This window comes from Pseudomonas sp. Root401 (assembly GCF_001425105.1).
In the GTDB taxonomy this organism is placed as follows: domain Bacteria; phylum Pseudomonadota; class Gammaproteobacteria; order Pseudomonadales; family Pseudomonadaceae; genus Aquipseudomonas; species Aquipseudomonas brassicacearum.
Map to the genome: position 1 here is coordinate 348,206 of NZ_LMDO01000012.1, position 16,314 is coordinate 364,519.

The 16,314-nt window shown below is 63.8% G+C and carries 10 protein-coding genes and 1 pseudogene; 9 read left to right on the top strand and 2 right to left on the bottom strand.

Annotated features, from left to right (window positions below):
- Positions 1-3: 3 nt before the first annotated feature.
- The 9 genes from ASC85_RS11485 to tagQ all read left to right on the top strand — a co-directional run bounded on the left by ASC85_RS11485 (position 4) and on the right by tagQ (position 13,944).
- Positions 4-1,314 (top strand): DotU family type VI secretion system protein, encoded by a 1,311-nt coding sequence (locus ASC85_RS11485; protein ID WP_046064488.1) that lies wholly within the window; start codon positions 4-6, stop codon positions 1,312-1,314.
- A complete protein-coding gene (gene tssM, locus ASC85_RS11490; protein WP_057449406.1) occupies positions 1,311-4,811 on the top strand; it encodes a type VI secretion system membrane subunit TssM in 3,501 nt (1,166 codons plus the stop codon). The genes ASC85_RS11485 and tssM overlap by 4 nt, the downstream gene beginning before the upstream one ends.
- The gene (gene tagF / locus ASC85_RS11495; protein WP_057449407.1) at positions 4,808-5,461 is read left to right on the top strand and encodes a type VI secretion system-associated protein TagF; all 654 of its coding nucleotides are present in this window, start codon (positions 4,808-4,810) and stop codon (positions 5,459-5,461) included. Before tssM ends, tagF begins: the two co-directional genes overlap by 4 nt.
- Complete coding sequence (locus ASC85_RS11500) at positions 5,462-6,193, top strand: PP2C family protein-serine/threonine phosphatase (RefSeq protein ID WP_046064486.1); 732 nt, start codon at positions 5,462-5,464, stop codon at positions 6,191-6,193.
- Positions 6,190-9,288: a serine/threonine-protein kinase gene (locus ASC85_RS11505; RefSeq protein ID WP_057449408.1), complete on the top strand. Its 3,099-nt coding sequence runs from the start codon at positions 6,190-6,192 to the stop codon at positions 9,286-9,288. The genes ASC85_RS11500 and ASC85_RS11505 overlap by 4 nt, the downstream gene beginning before the upstream one ends.
- Positions 9,288-10,004 (top strand): ABC transporter ATP-binding protein, encoded by a 717-nt coding sequence (locus tag ASC85_RS11510; RefSeq protein ID WP_057449409.1) that lies wholly within the window; start codon positions 9,288-9,290, stop codon positions 10,002-10,004. The genes ASC85_RS11505 and ASC85_RS11510 overlap by 1 nt, the downstream gene beginning before the upstream one ends.
- Positions 10,004-11,200, top strand: coding sequence for an ABC transporter permease (locus ASC85_RS11515; protein ID WP_057449410.1), 1,197 nt, complete (start codon positions 10,004-10,006; stop codon positions 11,198-11,200). Before ASC85_RS11510 ends, ASC85_RS11515 begins: the two co-directional genes overlap by 1 nt.
- On the top strand, positions 11,193-12,920 hold the full coding sequence (locus tag ASC85_RS11520; protein ID WP_057449411.1) for a formylglycine-generating enzyme family protein: 1,728 nt from the start codon (positions 11,193-11,195) through the stop codon (positions 12,918-12,920). The genes ASC85_RS11515 and ASC85_RS11520 overlap by 8 nt, the downstream gene beginning before the upstream one ends.
- Before the next feature lie 85 nt (positions 12,921-13,005).
- Positions 13,006-13,944 carry a type VI secretion system-associated lipoprotein TagQ gene (tagQ, locus tag ASC85_RS11525; protein ID WP_057449412.1) on the top strand — a complete coding sequence of 313 codons (939 nt, stop codon included), beginning with the start codon at positions 13,006-13,008 and terminating at the stop codon, positions 13,942-13,944.
- 289 nt (positions 13,945-14,233) lie between these two features.
- Here tagQ and ASC85_RS31080 read toward each other — a convergent pair.
- The coding region (locus ASC85_RS31080) for an integrase core domain-containing protein (RefSeq protein ID WP_156395636.1) at positions 14,234-14,586 on the bottom strand (353 nt) is incomplete at its 5' end.
- A gap of 1 nt (position 14,587) precedes the next feature.
- A pseudogene (locus ASC85_RS31085) lies at positions 14,588-15,913 on the bottom strand (IS3 family transposase); the annotation flags it as partial.
- Positions 15,914-16,314 lie beyond the last annotated feature (401 nt).

Here is a 16,314-nt window from a genome sequence, read left to right on the forward strand (position 1 = left end):
GCGATGAGTAACGACGATCGTACCCAGTTCATGCCGACGCCCGGTGGCCGTGGTGGAGATCCCTTCCGCCCGGACGCTGGTCGGCCACAGCCGACGCCTGCGCCTGCACCGCTGTCGATGCCGGCCGCGCCAGTGCTGACCGGCAAGGCCGAGGGGCTCAACCCGCTGGAAAGCGCCGCCGGCCCGCTGCTGGCCCTGCTGACGCGCCTGCGCAGCACCATTGCCCACCCGGCGCCGGCCAGTTTGCGCGCACAACTGCTGGCCTACCTGCGCCAGTTCGAAGAGCGCGCCGAGGCCGCCGGCGTGGTGCGCAACGATGTGTTGCTGGCCCGCTACGCCTTGTGCACCGCGCTGGACGAAGCGGTGTTGAGCACCCCGTGGGGCGGCACCAGCGATTGGGGCAAGCAAAGCCTGTTGATCACCGTGCACAACGAAGCCTGGGGCGGCGAGAAGGTGTTCCAGCTGCTGGAGCATTGCCTGCAAAGCCCGCGCGAGCGCCTGTATCTGCTGGAGCTTTTGTACCTGTGCATGTGCCTGGGTTTCGAAGGGCGCTACCGGGTGATGAACGACGGTCGCAGCCAACTGGAAGCGTTGCGTGAGCGCACCGCCGCCGTCATCCGCAGTGCCCGTGGCGATTACGAGCGCGAGCTGTCGCCGCACTGGCGCGGTGTCACTGTGGCCCGTGATCGACTGGCGCAATTCATGCCGCCATGGATCGCCGTGGCCATCGGCGCGGCCCTGTTGCTGGCGCTACTGTTCGGCCTGCGCATGAAACTGGCGTCCGATGCCGAGCCGGTGTTCAAGAACATCCATTTCCTCGGTGAAATCCCGGTGCAGACCATCGACCGCCCTGTGGTGCAACCGAAGGTGATCGAGCGCCCACGCCTGGCCGGCTTCCTCGCCGATGAAATCCGTGCCAACCGCATTGCCGTGGAAGACGCCGTCGACCGCTCGGTGGTGACCATCCGCGGCGATGAGTTGTTCGCCTCGGGCAGCGCCAGCATCAAGGACGATTTCCAGCCGCTGATGCTGCGCATCGCCGATGCGGTGCGCAAGGTCAAGGGCCAGGTCCTGGTCACCGGGCACAGCGACAATCGGCCGATCGCCACCCTCCGGTTCCCGTCCAACTGGGCGTTGTCCGAAGCGCGGGCGCAATCGGTGCTGCAAATTCTCTCGGCCAAGACTGGCCAGCCCGAGCGCTTCAGCGCCGAAGGCCGCAGCGACACCGAGCCGTTGGCATCCAACGCCACCACAGAGGGGCGTGCGCGCAACCGTCGGGTTGAAATCACAGTATTGGCGGAGGGGGTCGAGTGAAGGCGTTTTTCAGTTTTATGACCCGCTGGGTCATCCCATTGCTGGGGCTGATCGCCCTGAGCCTGATCATCTGGTTCGTTGGCCCGCTGCTCGATTGGCTGGTGCCCGAAGGCCGCCGCTGGGCCTTGATCATCCTGGTGTTTGCGGTATGGATCGCCTACCGGGTATTGCGCATTATCCAGGCGCGCCGTCAGGCCGCCGAAGTGATGCGCAGCCTGGCCGCGCAGACCCCGCCGGACCCGACCAGTATCGCCACCTTTGAGGAGCTCGAAACCCTGCGCCAGCGCATGGACGAAGCCTTGGCCCTGCTCAAGAAAGCCAAGCTGGGCGGTGACGAGCGCCGTAATCTCTACGAGCTGCCGTGGTACGTGATCATCGGCCCGCCGGGTTCGGGCAAGACCACCGCGCTGGTCAACTCCGGGCTGCATTTCCCACTGGCCGCGCAACTGGGTGCCGGTGCGGTACGCGGTGTCGGCGGCACGCGCAATTGCGATTGGTGGTTCACCGACCAGGCGGTCCTGCTCGACACCGCCGGCCGCTACACCACCCAGGACAGCGACGCGACCATCGACAAGGCCGCCTGGCTGGGCTTCCTGGGCCTGTTGAAAAAACAACGAGCCCGACGCCCGATTGATGGCGCGTTCATCGCCATCAGCCTGTCCGACCTGCTGCTGGGCAGCGACGCCGAGCGCGCCGCCCATGCCGCCGCAATCCGGCTGCGGATCCAGGAGCTCTACACTCAACTGGGCGTGCGCTTCCCGATCTACCTGATGCTGACCAAGCTCGACCTCGTGCCGGGGTTCATGGAGTATTTCGATACCCTTAGCAAGGAAGAGCGCGCCCAGGTCTGGGGCATGACCTTCGCCCTGGACGATGGCAAGAGCAGCGATAGCCCGCTGGCGCATCTGCAAAGCGAATTCACCGGCCTTGAGCAGCGCCTCAACGACCGCTTGGTGGAACGCCTGCAACAAGAGCGCGACCCGGCGCGGCGCGATCTGATCTACGGCTTCCCGCAGCAGTTCGGCGCCTTGAAAGATTGCCTGCAAAGCTTCCTCGAAGGCGTGTTCAAACCCAACGCCTTCGAAGAGCGCGTGTTGCTGCGCGGCGTGTATTTCACCAGCGGCACCCAGGAAGGCAGCCCGATCGATCGCCTGATCGGCTCCATGGCCCAGAGCATGAACCTGGACCGCCAGCACCTGGCGCGCCAGACCGGCACCGGGCGCAGCTACTTCATCGAAAAACTCTTCACCGCCGTGGCCTTCGCCGAGCGCGGGCTGGTGGGCGTCGATCCGAAAGTCGAGCGGCGGCGCAAGTGGATCGCCCGCGGCGTATTGGCCTCCACGGTGGTGCTGGTGTTGGTGGTCAGCACGTTGTGGTGGGTCAGCTACCGCGCCAACCAGGCCTACATTGCCCAGGTCGACCAGAAGGTCGCGCCGTTGGGGCAAACCGTGCAGAACCTCAGCCCGGCGCAACGCGACGTCCTCGCCGTGTTGCCGTTGCTCAACGCCGTGAAACATCTGGCTGACGACGCCCCGAGCTGGGCCGAAGGCCTGGGCTTGTACCAGGGCGACATGCTCGAAGCCGAGTCCGGCAGCGTCTATCGCAAGCTGCTGATCGCGGTGTTCGCGCCACGCCTGCTGACGCGCATCGAAGAGCAACTGCACAGCGGCGGCAATTCGGATTTCCTCTACGAAGGCTTGAAGGCCTACCTGATGCTCGCCGACACCGAGCATTACGATGCCGACTTCATCAAGGCCTGGATCGCCCTGGATTGGGACCGCAGCCTGCCGCGCGACTTGCCGGCCGAGCAGCGCCAGGCCCTGACCGCGCATTTGCAGGCGCTGTTCGAGCGGCGTCCGCCCCTCGCGCGCCTCGACCCACGCCTGGTCGAAGACCTGCGCCGCCAGTTGCAGCAATTGCCGGTGGCCCAGCGGGTCTATGACCGGATCAAGCGCCAGAAGCTGCCCGACGGCATCCCGGACTTCCGTATCAACGAAGCCGCCGGGCGTGACGCGGCGCTGGTGTTCAGCCGCAAGAGCGGCAAGCCATTGGGCGAGCCGCTGAGCGGGTTCTTCACCGTCAAGGGCTATCGCCAGGGCTTTTTGCTCACCAGCCTGAGCCAGACCGGCACCCTGGCCGAAGAGCAATGGGTGCTGGGCCACGAAGAGGCCGATCAGCAGAACGTGGCCAGCCTGGCCGCCGATGTGCGTCGCCTGTACTTCCAGGACTACCTGCGCCAATGGGACGCCTTGCTGGCCGACATCGACTTTGTGCCGATCACCAGCGTGGCCCAGGCCGCCGATGTGCTGCGGGTGATTTCCGGCCCGACCTCGCCGTTGAAAAAACTGCTGGTGGCGGTGGCGAAGGAAACCGACCTGCAACAGGATGAACGCCTGCTGGCCGCCCAAGGTACGCCGGTAGAAGGCGGTGTGGACAAGCTCAAGGAACGCCTGGGCAGCTTGCTCGGCCAGGAGCAGGCGACGCAAAACGCACCGGCGCAAAGCGATGACCCGATCACCGCGCACTTCGCTGAGCTCAACAGCATCGTCAGCAAAAGCGAAGGCGAGCCGGCGGCTATCGACGGCTTGCTGGCCGACATGAACGCCCTGTACGTGCAGGTCAGCGCCATGGTCGGTGCCAGTGGCGACGCCTTGCTCGGCGAAGCCAAGAACCAGGCCACGGCCGCCGCTACGCGCGTCAGCCTTAATGCCGAACGCCAGCCGCCGCTGGTGCAGGGCCTGGTCAAGTCGGTGGTCAACTCCACCACCAACAGCATGATGGGCGGGGTGCGCAACCAACTGAACGCCGCCTGGACCAGCGAAGTGGTGAACATCTATCGCCAGTCCCTGGCCGGGCGCTATCCGATGTCGCCAGGCAGCGCGCGGGACGCGACTCTGGATGACTTCGGCCAGTTCTTCGGCGTCGGCGGGGTGATGGACAATTACTTCCGCAAGTACCTGCAACCCTACGTCGACACCTCGACCCCGACCTGGCGCTGGCAACCGGGCGCGGCGCAGAAGCTCGGCATCGCCCCTGGCGTGCTGCAGACCTTCCAGCGCGCGGCGACCATTCGCGATGCGTTCTTCCGTTCCGGTGGCACGCAGCCGATGGTGCGTTTCGAGCTCAAGCCGGTGGCGATGGACTCGACCATCACCCAGTTCCTGCTCGACCTCGACGGCCAACAGTTGAGCTACGACCACGGCCCAAGCCGCCCGACCGCCATGCAGTGGCCGAACCCGGGCAGCATCGGCGTGGTGCGGATCTCGATCATGCCGCCGTCGTCCAGCGGTCGCTCCGGCATCACCCTGGACGGGCCGTGGGCCTGGTTCCGGCTGCTGGAACAATCGGACCTGACCGCCGGCAACTCGCCGGATCGCTTCAACCTGCGGCTGCGGGTCGATGGCGCCAGCGCCTCTTATGAGCTGCGGGCCAATAGCGCCTTCAACCCATTCAAGAGCCGGGTGCTCAGCGGCTTCAGCCTGCCGGAGCGGCTATGAGTACACCGGGCTTCTATGGAAAGTTGGCCAGCCGCGGCGATTTCGTCAGCCGTGGCTTGCCCCAGAGTTTTATCGGCCCGTGGGATTCGTGGTTGGCGGCGGGTTTGCTCGCCAGCCAGACCAGCCTTGGCGAGCGCTGGCTGGACGCCTATCTGGTCAGCCCGCTGTGGCGCTTCATGGTCGCGCCGGGAGTGTGTGGCCCGGACGCCGCGTTCGGCGTGGTGATGCCGAGCATCGACCGAGTCGGTCGTTATTTTCCGCTGACCGTCGCGATGCTACTGGAGCCCGACGCGGACCCGGCGTCGGTGGTGGGCGGTGCGGACGAGTGGTTTGAGCGAGTCGAGAACCTGTTGCTGAGCACGTTGAGTGTCGAGGCCAGTTTCGAGGCGTTCAGCGCGGAGCTGGAAACCTTGGGCAGCCCGATGTACTTGCCGCGCACGCCGAGCAGCCGCTTTGCCAGCCTGCATCGCTTCGACGCCACTGACCCGCAGCGGCGCATGAGCGCCCTCGCCGAGGCGGCCTGCGAAGGCGCGAGCCTGTGGTGGGGCCAGGGATCGGAGCGCATTGCCCCGGGTTTGATGCGCTGTCAGGGACTGCCGGCGGCGGCTGATTTTGCGCAATTTTTGCTCGGCCAAGAAGGTGTTGTGTAAATGCGTCCAAGTGCCGGAAAAGCAATCAAGTCTGCAAGCAAGAGCCATGTCGGGATGGTCCGCCAGGTCAACGAAGACGCCTGCCTGGACCTGCCGGAAAACGGCCTCTGGGTCGTGGCCGACGGCATGGGCGGGCACGCGGCGGGCGACTACGTCAGCAGCCTGATCGTCGACAGCCTGCGCAGCATTGCCGTGGGGCGTTCGCTGGACGAATACGTCGCGGCGCTGCAAAGCGACCTGTTGCGGGTCAACGCCGCCGTGCGTGAAGAAACCGCCAACCGTGGCGTGACGATGATGGGCAGCACCGTGGTGGTGTTGGCCGCCCGCGACCTGCGCGGCATGTGCCTGTGGGCCGGCGACAGTCGTTTGTATCGCCTGCGCGACGGCGTGCTCGAAGGCATCTCCCGCGACCACAGCTATGTCCAGGACTTGCAGGACAGTGGCCTGCTCAGCGAAGCCGAGGCGCGGGTACATCCGCGGGCCAACATCGTCACCCGGGCCATTGGCGTCGAGGCGCAACTGAACCTGGCGCTGACTGAGCTGCTGCTGGTGCCCGGCGACAGTTACCTGTTGTGCAGCGACGGGCTGACCAAGACCGTCGAGGACGATGAAATCCGCGAGGTATTGAGCCACGACGAGCCCGGCGAAATCGCCAGCAGCCTGGTGTCCCTGGGCCTGATGCGCGGCGCGCCGGACAACATCACCGTGGTGGTTGTGAAGGTGCCGTCATGAGCTTGACCTTGAACATTGTCATCCCCGGCTACGACATCGAAGGGCCGATCGGCGAAGGCGCGATGGCCAGCGTGTACCTGGCGACCCAGCGTTCGCTGGAACGCAAGGTGGCGTTGAAAGTGATGGCCGCAGCCCTGGCAGCCGACCCGACTTTCTGCGAGCGTTTCCTGCGCGAAGGCAAGACCCTGGCGCGCCTGTCGCACCCGCACACCGTCACAATCCATGACATCGGCAACGTCGGTGAGCTGTATTACATGGCGATGGAGTACCTGCCCAACGGCACGCTCAAGGAGCGCATCGCCGCGGGCCTGACGCCGGAGCAGGGCCTGACCTACATCCGCCAGATCGCCTCGGCCCTGGGTTATGCCCACGGGCTGGGCCTGGTCCACCGTGACGTCAAGCCGGCCAACATCCTGTTTCGCGCCGATGGCACGGCGGTGCTTTCGGACTTCGGCATCGCCAAGTCCCTGGACGACCGCACCCAGTTCACCCAGGCCGGCTTTGCCGTCGGCACGCCCAGCTACATGAGCCCGGAACAGGCTCGTGGGCAAGACATCGACGGCCGCGCCGACCTGTATGCCCTGGGCGTGGTGCTCTACGAAATCCTTGTTGGCAAACTGCCGTATACCGGCAACGACGCACTGTCCACGGCCCTGGCACACCTGACCGAACCGTTGCCGGAACTGCCGGTGCACCACGGCCGTTACCAGGACGTGTTGCGCAAGCTGCTGGCGAAGGATCCGGCGGAGCGTTTCCCGGATGCGGCGGCGTTGCTGCGGGCGTTGGATAACCTGCCAGACGAGTCGGCGGAAGCGACGCTGATCCGACCGTTGTCGTTGCAATTGCCGACCACGCCGCCTGCGGTGGATGACTTGGCGGGTTTGACGCCCATGTCCATCGACATTCCTAGCGGCCCGGCTTATTCACCGCCGCCGCCACAATCGCCGCCCAAGCCCGTTGCGCCGCCGATAAAACCGCCGGTTCAATCCTCGGTGTCGGAGCAACGCAAGGGGCCGGTGTTCGCCCTGGCTGCCGTTGCGGTCGCCGTGGCGCTGGCGTTGGGTGGCGCGGGTTATTGGTGGTTGTCCGGTGATGACGGCAAAGACGTGAAGACGCCAGTGGCCACCACCACCTCGGTCAAGCCACCGGAAGTGAAGCCGCCGAAGACCCCCGAAGTGCCAGCGGTCAAACCACCCGTTGCCCCTGCGGCTCAGCCACCGGTGGCGACCGAGGCCGATGGCGGCCAGCGTCCGCTGTTGATGGCCGGCAAGAAAACCCTGTTCCAGCGCGTGCTCAGCAAACCGGGGGCGAAGCTTGCCGACGCACCGGGCGCCGCGCCGGGCAAGGCGCTGCCGGCGTTTTCCGTGCTGTACGTGTATCAGCGCAAGGACGTCGACGGCGGTTCGTGGGTGCGGGTCGGTGCGGCCACTGACGGGCGCAGCGACGGCTGGTTGCCTGCTGCCCAAGTCAGCGACTGGAAGCAGAGCCTGGTGCTCAAGTTCACCGAACGTTCCGGCCGTGCGCCGGTGATGTTCCTGCGTCAGGCCGGCGAAGTGGAAAAGCTCCTGGCTAACCCATCGGCGGCCAAGAACGTGTTGCTCAAGGCCCAGCAGAGCCCGCAGGACGACCAGCAAGTGCTGGCCCTGGAGCCGGCCGCCAGCGCCGTGCCGCAGAGCCAGTTCTATCTGTTGCCGATCTTCGATTCCCGCGAAAGCCTGGATGAAAACGGTCAGCCGGTGCAGTTGCTGAATGTCGCGTCGATCGACCCAGGCAATACCCCCAAGGCTGCGAGCAACACGCCGATCACCACCGCCAATGCCGACGCGTTCCGCACCGCCGTGGTGCTGGTGGTGGACACCACCGTGTCGATGCAGCCTTACATCGATCAGGTGCGCGACGTGGTCCACGAACTGCAAACCCGCATCGCCGAGCGCGGCGAGTTGGATAGTGTCAGCTTCGGCATGGTGGGTTTCCGCAGCAGCATCAAGAAGACTCCAGGCCTGGAATACGTCGCCAAGACCTTGATCACCCTGGAACAGGGGCGCGACCCGCAACGCTTCATGGAACTGGCGCGTCAGGTCAAGGCATCGACGGTGTCGAGCCATTCGTTCAACGAAGATGCGTTTGCCGGGGTCATGGAAGCCGTCGAAGGCATGGACTGGTCCGGTTACGGCGGGCGTTTGATCCTGCTGGTCACCGATGCCGGGGCCCTGCGCAAGAACGATCCATTTGCCGCCACGCAAATGAACGAGGCCGAAGTGCGCCAGGCTGCACTGGGCAAGCAGATCAAGATCTACGCCTTGCACCTGCTCAGCGACGCCGGCAAGAAAACCCACGGCGGTGCCCAGAGCCAGTACCGCACCCTGACCGCCGACGCCAACCCGCAGATCGGTGACCTGTACATTCCGGTGCCGGGCGCCGATGTGCGCAAGTTTGGCGAGCGTGTCGACGAGATCGGTTCGGTGTTTGCCGACCTGGTCCATCAGGTGCGCAGCAACAAGGCGCAAAGCGTGCCGCTGTTGAGCGCCGCGCCGAGCCTGGCCGACAAGTCGGCCGCGGTCGGCTACGCGATGCACATGGACTTTTTGGGGCGCAAATCCGCCAGCCAGGCGCCGCAACTGGTCAGCGCCTGGACCGCCGACCGCGACCTGACCAACCCGGCGCTGCCGGCGTTCCAGGTCTGCGTGATGCTGACCAAGCTGCAACTCAACGACTTGCAGCAGTCGCTGAAGCTGATCGTCGATGCGGCCCGCAAGACCCAGAGTTCGCCCAAGGATTTCTTCCAGGAAATCGCCAGCGCCAGTGCCTACATGAGCCGCGACCCGTCGGCCCTGCGCAAGGGCGGCAACCTGGCCGACGGCGGGATTCTCGGCGAGTACCTCGAAGGGCTGCCGTACCGCAGCAAGTCGCTGAACATGACCCAGGACCTGTGGCTGTCCTTGAGCGTGGCCGAGCAGGAAGATTTCATCGACGAGCTGGATTCGAAAATCCGCCTCTACGAAACCTTCCACAACGACCTCGCCAACTGGGTGCGCTTCGGTGACGCCGAGCCGGGTGACGCTTTGTACCGCGTTCCGTTGTCGACGCTGCCGTGATGCTGACCCTGAACGCAGTGCATAAAAGCCGGGGCACCGGCAGCCAGCGCTACAGCCTGGTGATTCCACGGCTGCACTTGCGCGGCGGTGAACAGCTGGCGGTGGTCGGTCCCAGTGGCTGTGGCAAGAGCACCTTGCTGGACTTGCTGGCGCTGGTGTTGGCGCCGGATCAGGCCGGGCAGTTCGACTTCACGCCCGCCAACACGCCGCTGGACATCGCCAAATTGTGGCGTGCGTCGCAACAGGGCACCTTGGCCGAACTGCGCAGCCGTTACCTGGGTTATGTTCTGCAAACCGGCGGCCTGTTGGGCTTCCTGGACGTGCGCGGCAACATCGCGTTGTCGCGCAAATTGCTGGGCTTGAAGGATGACGCAAGCGTGACGCGCCTGGCTGGGCAGTTGGACATTGCCGATCAACTGGACAAAAAACCGGCGGACTTGTCCGTCGGCCAACGTCAGCGGGTCAGCTGTGCCCGGGCGTTGGCCCATGGGCCGCGCCTGCTGCTGGCCGATGAACCGACCGCCGCCCTCGACCCGCTGAACGCCGAGCGCGTCATGCAGTTGCTGGTGGCCCAGGCGCGCGAGCACGGCGTCTGCTGCGTGGTCGCCACCCATGACGAGGCGTTGGCCCGTGCCAGCGGTTTGCAGGTGCGGCGCATCAGTTGCCGTCGTGATGTCGACGGCGGTGTCACCGCCACCCTCGAGGAGGCTTGCTGATGCGCGGCGCGCTGGTGGCTTCCCTGGCCTGGCAGGATTACCGCAACGATGCCTGGCTGTCGGCCTGCTCGGTGTTGGCTTTGGTGGCCGTGGTGGCGCCGTTGCTGGTGCTGTTCGGCCTGAAGTTCGGTTTGGTCAGCAGCCTCACCGAACGCTTGCAGAACGACCCGGCCACCCGGGAAATCATTCCCTTGGGCGGCGGTCGCTTCAGTGCCGAGTTCGTCGAACAATTGAGCCAGCGCGGCGACGTGGCCTTTGCTTTGCCGCGCACCCGGCAGATCGCCGCTACGGCGGATTTGAGCGGCGATGCGTCGCTCGTCACGGTCGAGATGATTCCCACCGCGGTCAACGATCCCTTGTTCGATCAGTTGCCGGTGCCGCAAGGCTTGGATCAAGTGGTGCTCAGCCAGACCGCCGCTGAAAAGCTCGGCGCCAAGGCCGGCGATTGGCTGCAGGCCAGTTTCGGCCGGCAGGTGGCCGGTCGCAGCGAGGCGCAGCGCACCCGCGTGCAGGTGCTGCACGTGCTGCCATTGGAAGCCTTCGCCCGGGACGGTCTGTTTGCGCCGCTGGCGTTGCTGGAGGCGGCGGAGGATTACCGCGACGGCCGTGCGGTGCCCGCGTTCGGCTGGCCGGGGGATGTCGCGGGCGTGGCCGGGCAACGGGTCTACCCGGCGTTTCGTTTGTATGCCCGCAGCCTCGGCGATGTCGAGCCGCTGCGGCAGTATTTCGCCGGGCAAAACCTGTTGGTATCGACCCAGGCCCAGACCATCGCCCAAGTGCAATCGCTGAGCCGCAATCTGTCGATCGTCTTCTGGATCATCGCCGGGTTGGCCTTGGCCGGCGCGTTCGCGGCGATATTTGCCGGCGCCCTGGCGGCGGTCGAACGTAAGCGCCGGGAACTGTCGGTGTTGCGCCTGCTGGGGGTTTCCACTGCGGCGCTGTTGCTGTTCGTGGTGTTGCAGGCGCTCTACAGCGCCACCTTTGCGGCCCTGTTGAGTGCCGGCCTGTATGGCCTGGCGCAGTCGGGCCTGAATTATTTATTTGCGCAGATGCCCGGTGAATACGCCAGTCATCTGTTGGTGCGTCACTACACCTTGGCCCTGGTGGCCGTGCTCGGCGTCAGTGCCGTCGCGGCGGCTTGTGGTGGCTGGCGGGTGGCGCGCATCCAGGCGTGTGAAGGAATTCGCGATGTATAAGTTATTGGGCGCCGCCGTGGCGCTGAGCCTCGCCGGTTTGGTCTGGGCTGATGAGAGCACGGACAAGCTGGACAACCCCAAGCCACTGCCGGACGACGTCAGCCTGCCGCTGCCGTGCGAAGGCCAGATGGTGTTCCGCTACGTCTACATCCTCGCCCAGGGCACTCTGGACGATCGCGAGATCAGCCTTGGTTACCCGTTCAGCGAAGGCGAGGCGGGCTATCAACAGTCGTTCATTTCCGGCTACCGGCGCGACTTCATCAACGGCCAGTTCACCCTCAAGGACCTGCCCAAGGATTGGAACAAGACCATCACGCCGTTGATGCCCAAGACCGACGCCAAGACGCCGCTCAAGCCGATGCTGTACTTCATCGGCAAGTACGAGGTCACGGCCCGGCAATACGCCCAGGTCATGGCCCAGGCGCAATCACTGGCCAGCGGCGAAGCGGCGCCGGCCTGCGAAACCTTGCAAGCCGATTTGCCCCAAGGCGTGGCGGGGCGGTTGCCCAAGGTGAAACTGTCGAAGTTCGAGGCTGAGCGCTTCTCGGCGGTGTACAGCGCCTGGCTGATGAAATACCACAAGGACCTGCTGCCGGTGAGCGGTCGCGGTACTTCCGCCGAAGACGGCGGGCTGGGTTTTGTGCGCTTGCCGACGGAAGTCGAGTGGGAGTTCGCCGCTCGTGGTGGGCAAGCCGTGAGTCGACAGGACCTGGAAGGGCGCCTGTTTCCGCGGCGCCTGGAAGGCAGTGAAAGTGACGGGCCGCTGGCCGATTGGGCGGTGTTCAACCAGGTCGCTGGTGGTACCGGCCAGGCGGCGCGGCTGATGCCCATCGGCACCAAGTTGCCGAACCCGATTGGCTTGTTCGACGTGGTCGGCAACGCCGCCGAGATGGTCCAGGAATCCTTCCAGTTGGTGCACGCCGGTCGCCGCCAGGGCGCCTATGGCGGCTTCGTGGTCAAGGGCGGCAACTACCTGGAAGGCGAGGGCACGCTGTTCACCGGCATGCGCCGCGAATACCCGTTGTTCGCCGCCGACGGCACCGAGCAAAGCAACGAAACCACCGGTTTTCGCGTGGCCGTCGGAGCCTTGTCGGCGCCGCGTTCGCGCTACAAGGAGTTGTTTGCCCAATGGCAGAAAGAAGGTCGGCTCGCGTCGCTGACCGATGCCATCGACGATGCCGACGACCCGACCAAGCGCCTGGACAGCATCATCGCCGCCAGCGTCGACCCGCGCCTGCAAGCCGAACTGGGCCTGGTCAACGAAGAGCTCAAGCGCAACGTCTCGCTCATCGCCCAGCAGCGCGAGGAAGCGGCGGGCAACCTGATCCAGTCCTCAGCCTTGGTGGCCGAGACCGTCAACAACTACAACATTCGCCTGACCAATCTGCAGAACAGTCGGCAAGCCGCCTTGAACGCCAAGGATGAGGCCAGCGCCACGCTGTTCGCCACGGCCATCGACAACGGCCGTAGCGCGCTCGATGGCGCGGTGGCGATTTATATCGACAACCTGGCCACCGGCACGCGTTACACCGATGCCGTGATCCAGGCGCAGTTTCAGCGCATCAAGGAAGAATTGGAGCGCAAACCGGTACTGGGCAAGAGCCTGGTGGCGCGTGCAACGTTATTCGTTCGTCATGTCGGGGATTATCGTCAGCAAAAACGAGCCGACCCGGCGGCGATATTGAAGGAATTGCTCGCATCGAACGCTCAGCGGTCTTGAGCGTTCGTTGTCAGCGAGCTTGGAAGGGACTCAGGCGGCGATAGCGCCGCGCTGAGCTGGTCAACACTTAAACGAGAACACAACTATGCTTTTCTCCCGTAAACCTTTGGCTTCGGTTTCCAAGCGTCACTTGCTGATGGTCGCTGTCGGCTTCAGCACAGTACTGACCGGCTGCGCCACGTCGCCGACTTCCAAAGTCGCCTCGAGCACCAAGGTCGAGTACTACCCGAACTGCTACGAGCCGGTGCAGCACCTGCGCTCCACCGAAGGCAACATGACCAAGTCCGTGGTCACCGGCGCTGCCGTCGGCGCGGTCGGTGGTGCACTGCTGGGCGTCCTGACCGCCGATAAGGAAGACCGTGGCCGCAACGCCGCCATCGGTGCCGCGGGCGGCGCCCTGGCCGGTGGTGCAGCCGGTTACTATACCGAGCGCCAGAAGCAGATCGCCGATGACAACATGCGCATCGCCTCCTACGCTGCCGACGTCAACAAAAGCGTCTCCGACATCGACCGCAGCACCGCTTACGCCAAGACATCGCAGCAGTGCTACCAGAACGCGTTCAGCAAGCTGGTTGCCGACCGCAAGGCCAAGACCGTCAACGACACCGAAGGCCGCAAGCGCCTGGCGGAAATCGTCTCTGGTTTGAAAGAGTCGAACGACTTGATCGTTGCGGTCAACGGCAAAGCGTCCGAAGACCTGAACAACTACACCCAGGCTTACGAGAAAGACCTGCAGCAAGTGGGTGTGCAGCGTACTGACGTGGTGACTGTGGCCACTGCCGATACCAAGCCGGTCGTGGCGCAGACCAGCACCAAGACCAAGAAGAAAGTGACGCCGGCGAAGAAGAAAGAACTGCCAGTCGTGCCGAAAGAAGCGGTGACCACCGAGAAAACCCTGCAGACCGCCAAGGCCAAGCAGGATGAAAGCAAGCAGGTTGCCAGCGCTGGTACCACTCAGGTCAACAGCATGTGCAAAAACCCGGACCTGGGCGACTGGGCACCGGTTCCTTGCCCGAATGTTTGATTGAGTGATGGCGGCTGGTCATTGATCAGCAGCCAAAAACCTGTGGGAGCGAGCTTGCTCGCGATAGCGTCCGTTCAGTTGGCATCCATGTCGACTGACCCGCCGCCATCGCGAGCAAGCTCGCTCCCACAGTTGTTTTTGGGGACATATCCGTCGGCGTTTTTCAAGGTAGTTGTCGCGTCAACCGTTTTGCTATGCCGCTTTTTTCTCGGTCTGCTGTTCCCGATCCGGGTTTAGCAGCACCGTTCCTGCGGCGTTTTTCAAGGTAGTTGTCGCGTCAACCGTTTTGCTATGCCGCTTTTTTCTCGGTCTGCTGTTCCCGATCCGGGTTTAGCAGCACCGTTCCTATCGGCTCCCAGTTGCGTGTTTGTCCTGACCACCGTTCAGGTCTTTTCCAACGCTCTCGCTCATACAGCTCATGCCGGAGCGCCAGGATCTGATGATCTTGCCCACTATGGCGCTCTGATGGGGTGACGAAGCGGATCCGGCTGTGCCTGTGTTCGTTGTTGTACCAACGCATAAAATCCCTCACCCAAGTCCGTGCAGCGTCCAAGCTGGCAAAGCCTTCTAATGGCCATTGCGGGCAGTATTTCAGTGTTCTAAACAGCGATTCCGAGTACGGATTGTCATTGCTTACGCGCGNGCATAAAATCCCTCACCCAAGTCCGTGCAGCGTCCAAGCTGGCAAAGCCTTCTAATGGCCATTGCGGGCAGTATTTCAGTGTTCTAAACAGCGATTCCGAGTACGGATTGTCATTGCTTACGCGCGGTCGACCGCGAGAAGGCGTGATCCCCAACTCATACATTTTGCTTAGCAGCGTCACCGATTTCATCGGCGCGCCATTATCGGAGTGCAGCACTAACGGCTTACGCAGGCACTTCTCGTTGATCACGCTGCGTTGCAGCAGCGCAGCCGCTTTTTCACCACTTTCTTCCGCATAAACTTCCCAGCCCACCGCCTTGCGGCTGTAAATATCCTCGATCAAATACAGGTAGAAATACTTACCGCGTATCGGCGATGGCAGATACGTGATGTCCCACGACCACACCTGGTTGGGCTTCTGAGCCGCGTGCGTTGTCGGCATTACAACCCGTCGAGGTCGTCGGCTACGGCCTCTGTGGTGCTGTTGGCCGGCTGCTCGCAAGACCCGGTAAAACGTGGCTTCCGACGCCAGATACCGCCCTTCGTCTGCCAGGCGGGGGACGATTTGGCTTGGCGGCAAATGGGCATACGCCGGGCTGTTGCACAGGGCTACGATAGCTTGGCGCTCAATTTCGCTTAGCGCATTGCGTGGCTTAGGCCGCAAGGTGGTCGTGCGCGCATCAGCTTGCAGCTCTTGCTGCAGGGTCCAACGCTGCAAGGTTCTGAGTGATAGCCCGACTTCTTGGCATGCCCGCACTCGTCGGGCTCCCGCTACGATGGCTTCGATCAACCAGCCCACCAACAATTGCCGTTCCGGCAAAGAGGTCAGTTGTCCTCGCCGTCGGTCCCCCAGTAATCGTTGAGCTTTTTTCGCAGCACTAGCAACGCTGCGGTTTCGGCCAGTGCAGCATCTTTACGGCGCAATTCACGYTCCAGCTCCTGRATGCGYTTCTTGTCTTTGCGCGTCTGCTCATGGTCAGCCATTTTTTGGGCCTGCACCGCCTCTTGACCGCTGATACAGGCYTGACGCCAGGCGTTGAGCTGCTCTGGGTACAGACCGTTTTGACGGCAGAATTCGCTTAACTCAAGCTGAGTCAGGCTGGCCGTTTCAAGAACGGCGGCAAACCGGGCTTCAGCAGACCATTTATCAGAGAGCGGTATGTCTTCTGGCACGTTACTTCCTTGAAGGCTGGCCATCTTGCGCCAGGTGTACATCGATACATCGCTGACCCCTTCACGCCGACAAACTTCGGCCACGGTGAGGTTCAGTGGGGGAAGCAACATCTTGAGCAATGCGGCTTTACGTTCGCGTGAATAGTACGTCACAACCTGTCTCTTTCCGCCCTCGGTGTGCTTTTGGGGGTAAATCCGGAGAGGCGACAACTATCCTGACACCGGGGGGTACGTTCGCGTGAATAGTACGTCACAACCTGTCTCTTTCCGCCCTCGGTGTGCTTTTGGGGGTAAATCCGGAGAGGCGACAACTATCCTGACACCGGGGGCCGTTGTTGCGGTAACGGCGGCTTAGGGTTCCGCCCTTACGGCGGGTCACTTTTTTCAGACGCCAAAAAAGTAACCAAAAAGGCTTTGCCCCACCACTCGGTGCCTCGCCTAGGCTCGGCATGCCCGAACGAAGGCATTGCTCCGTGGGCCCGCCGCGAAGGGCCATCCATGGCCCAGCGCGGCTATCCCGGCATCCATGCCGGGATGCCCACTCCACAACCCGC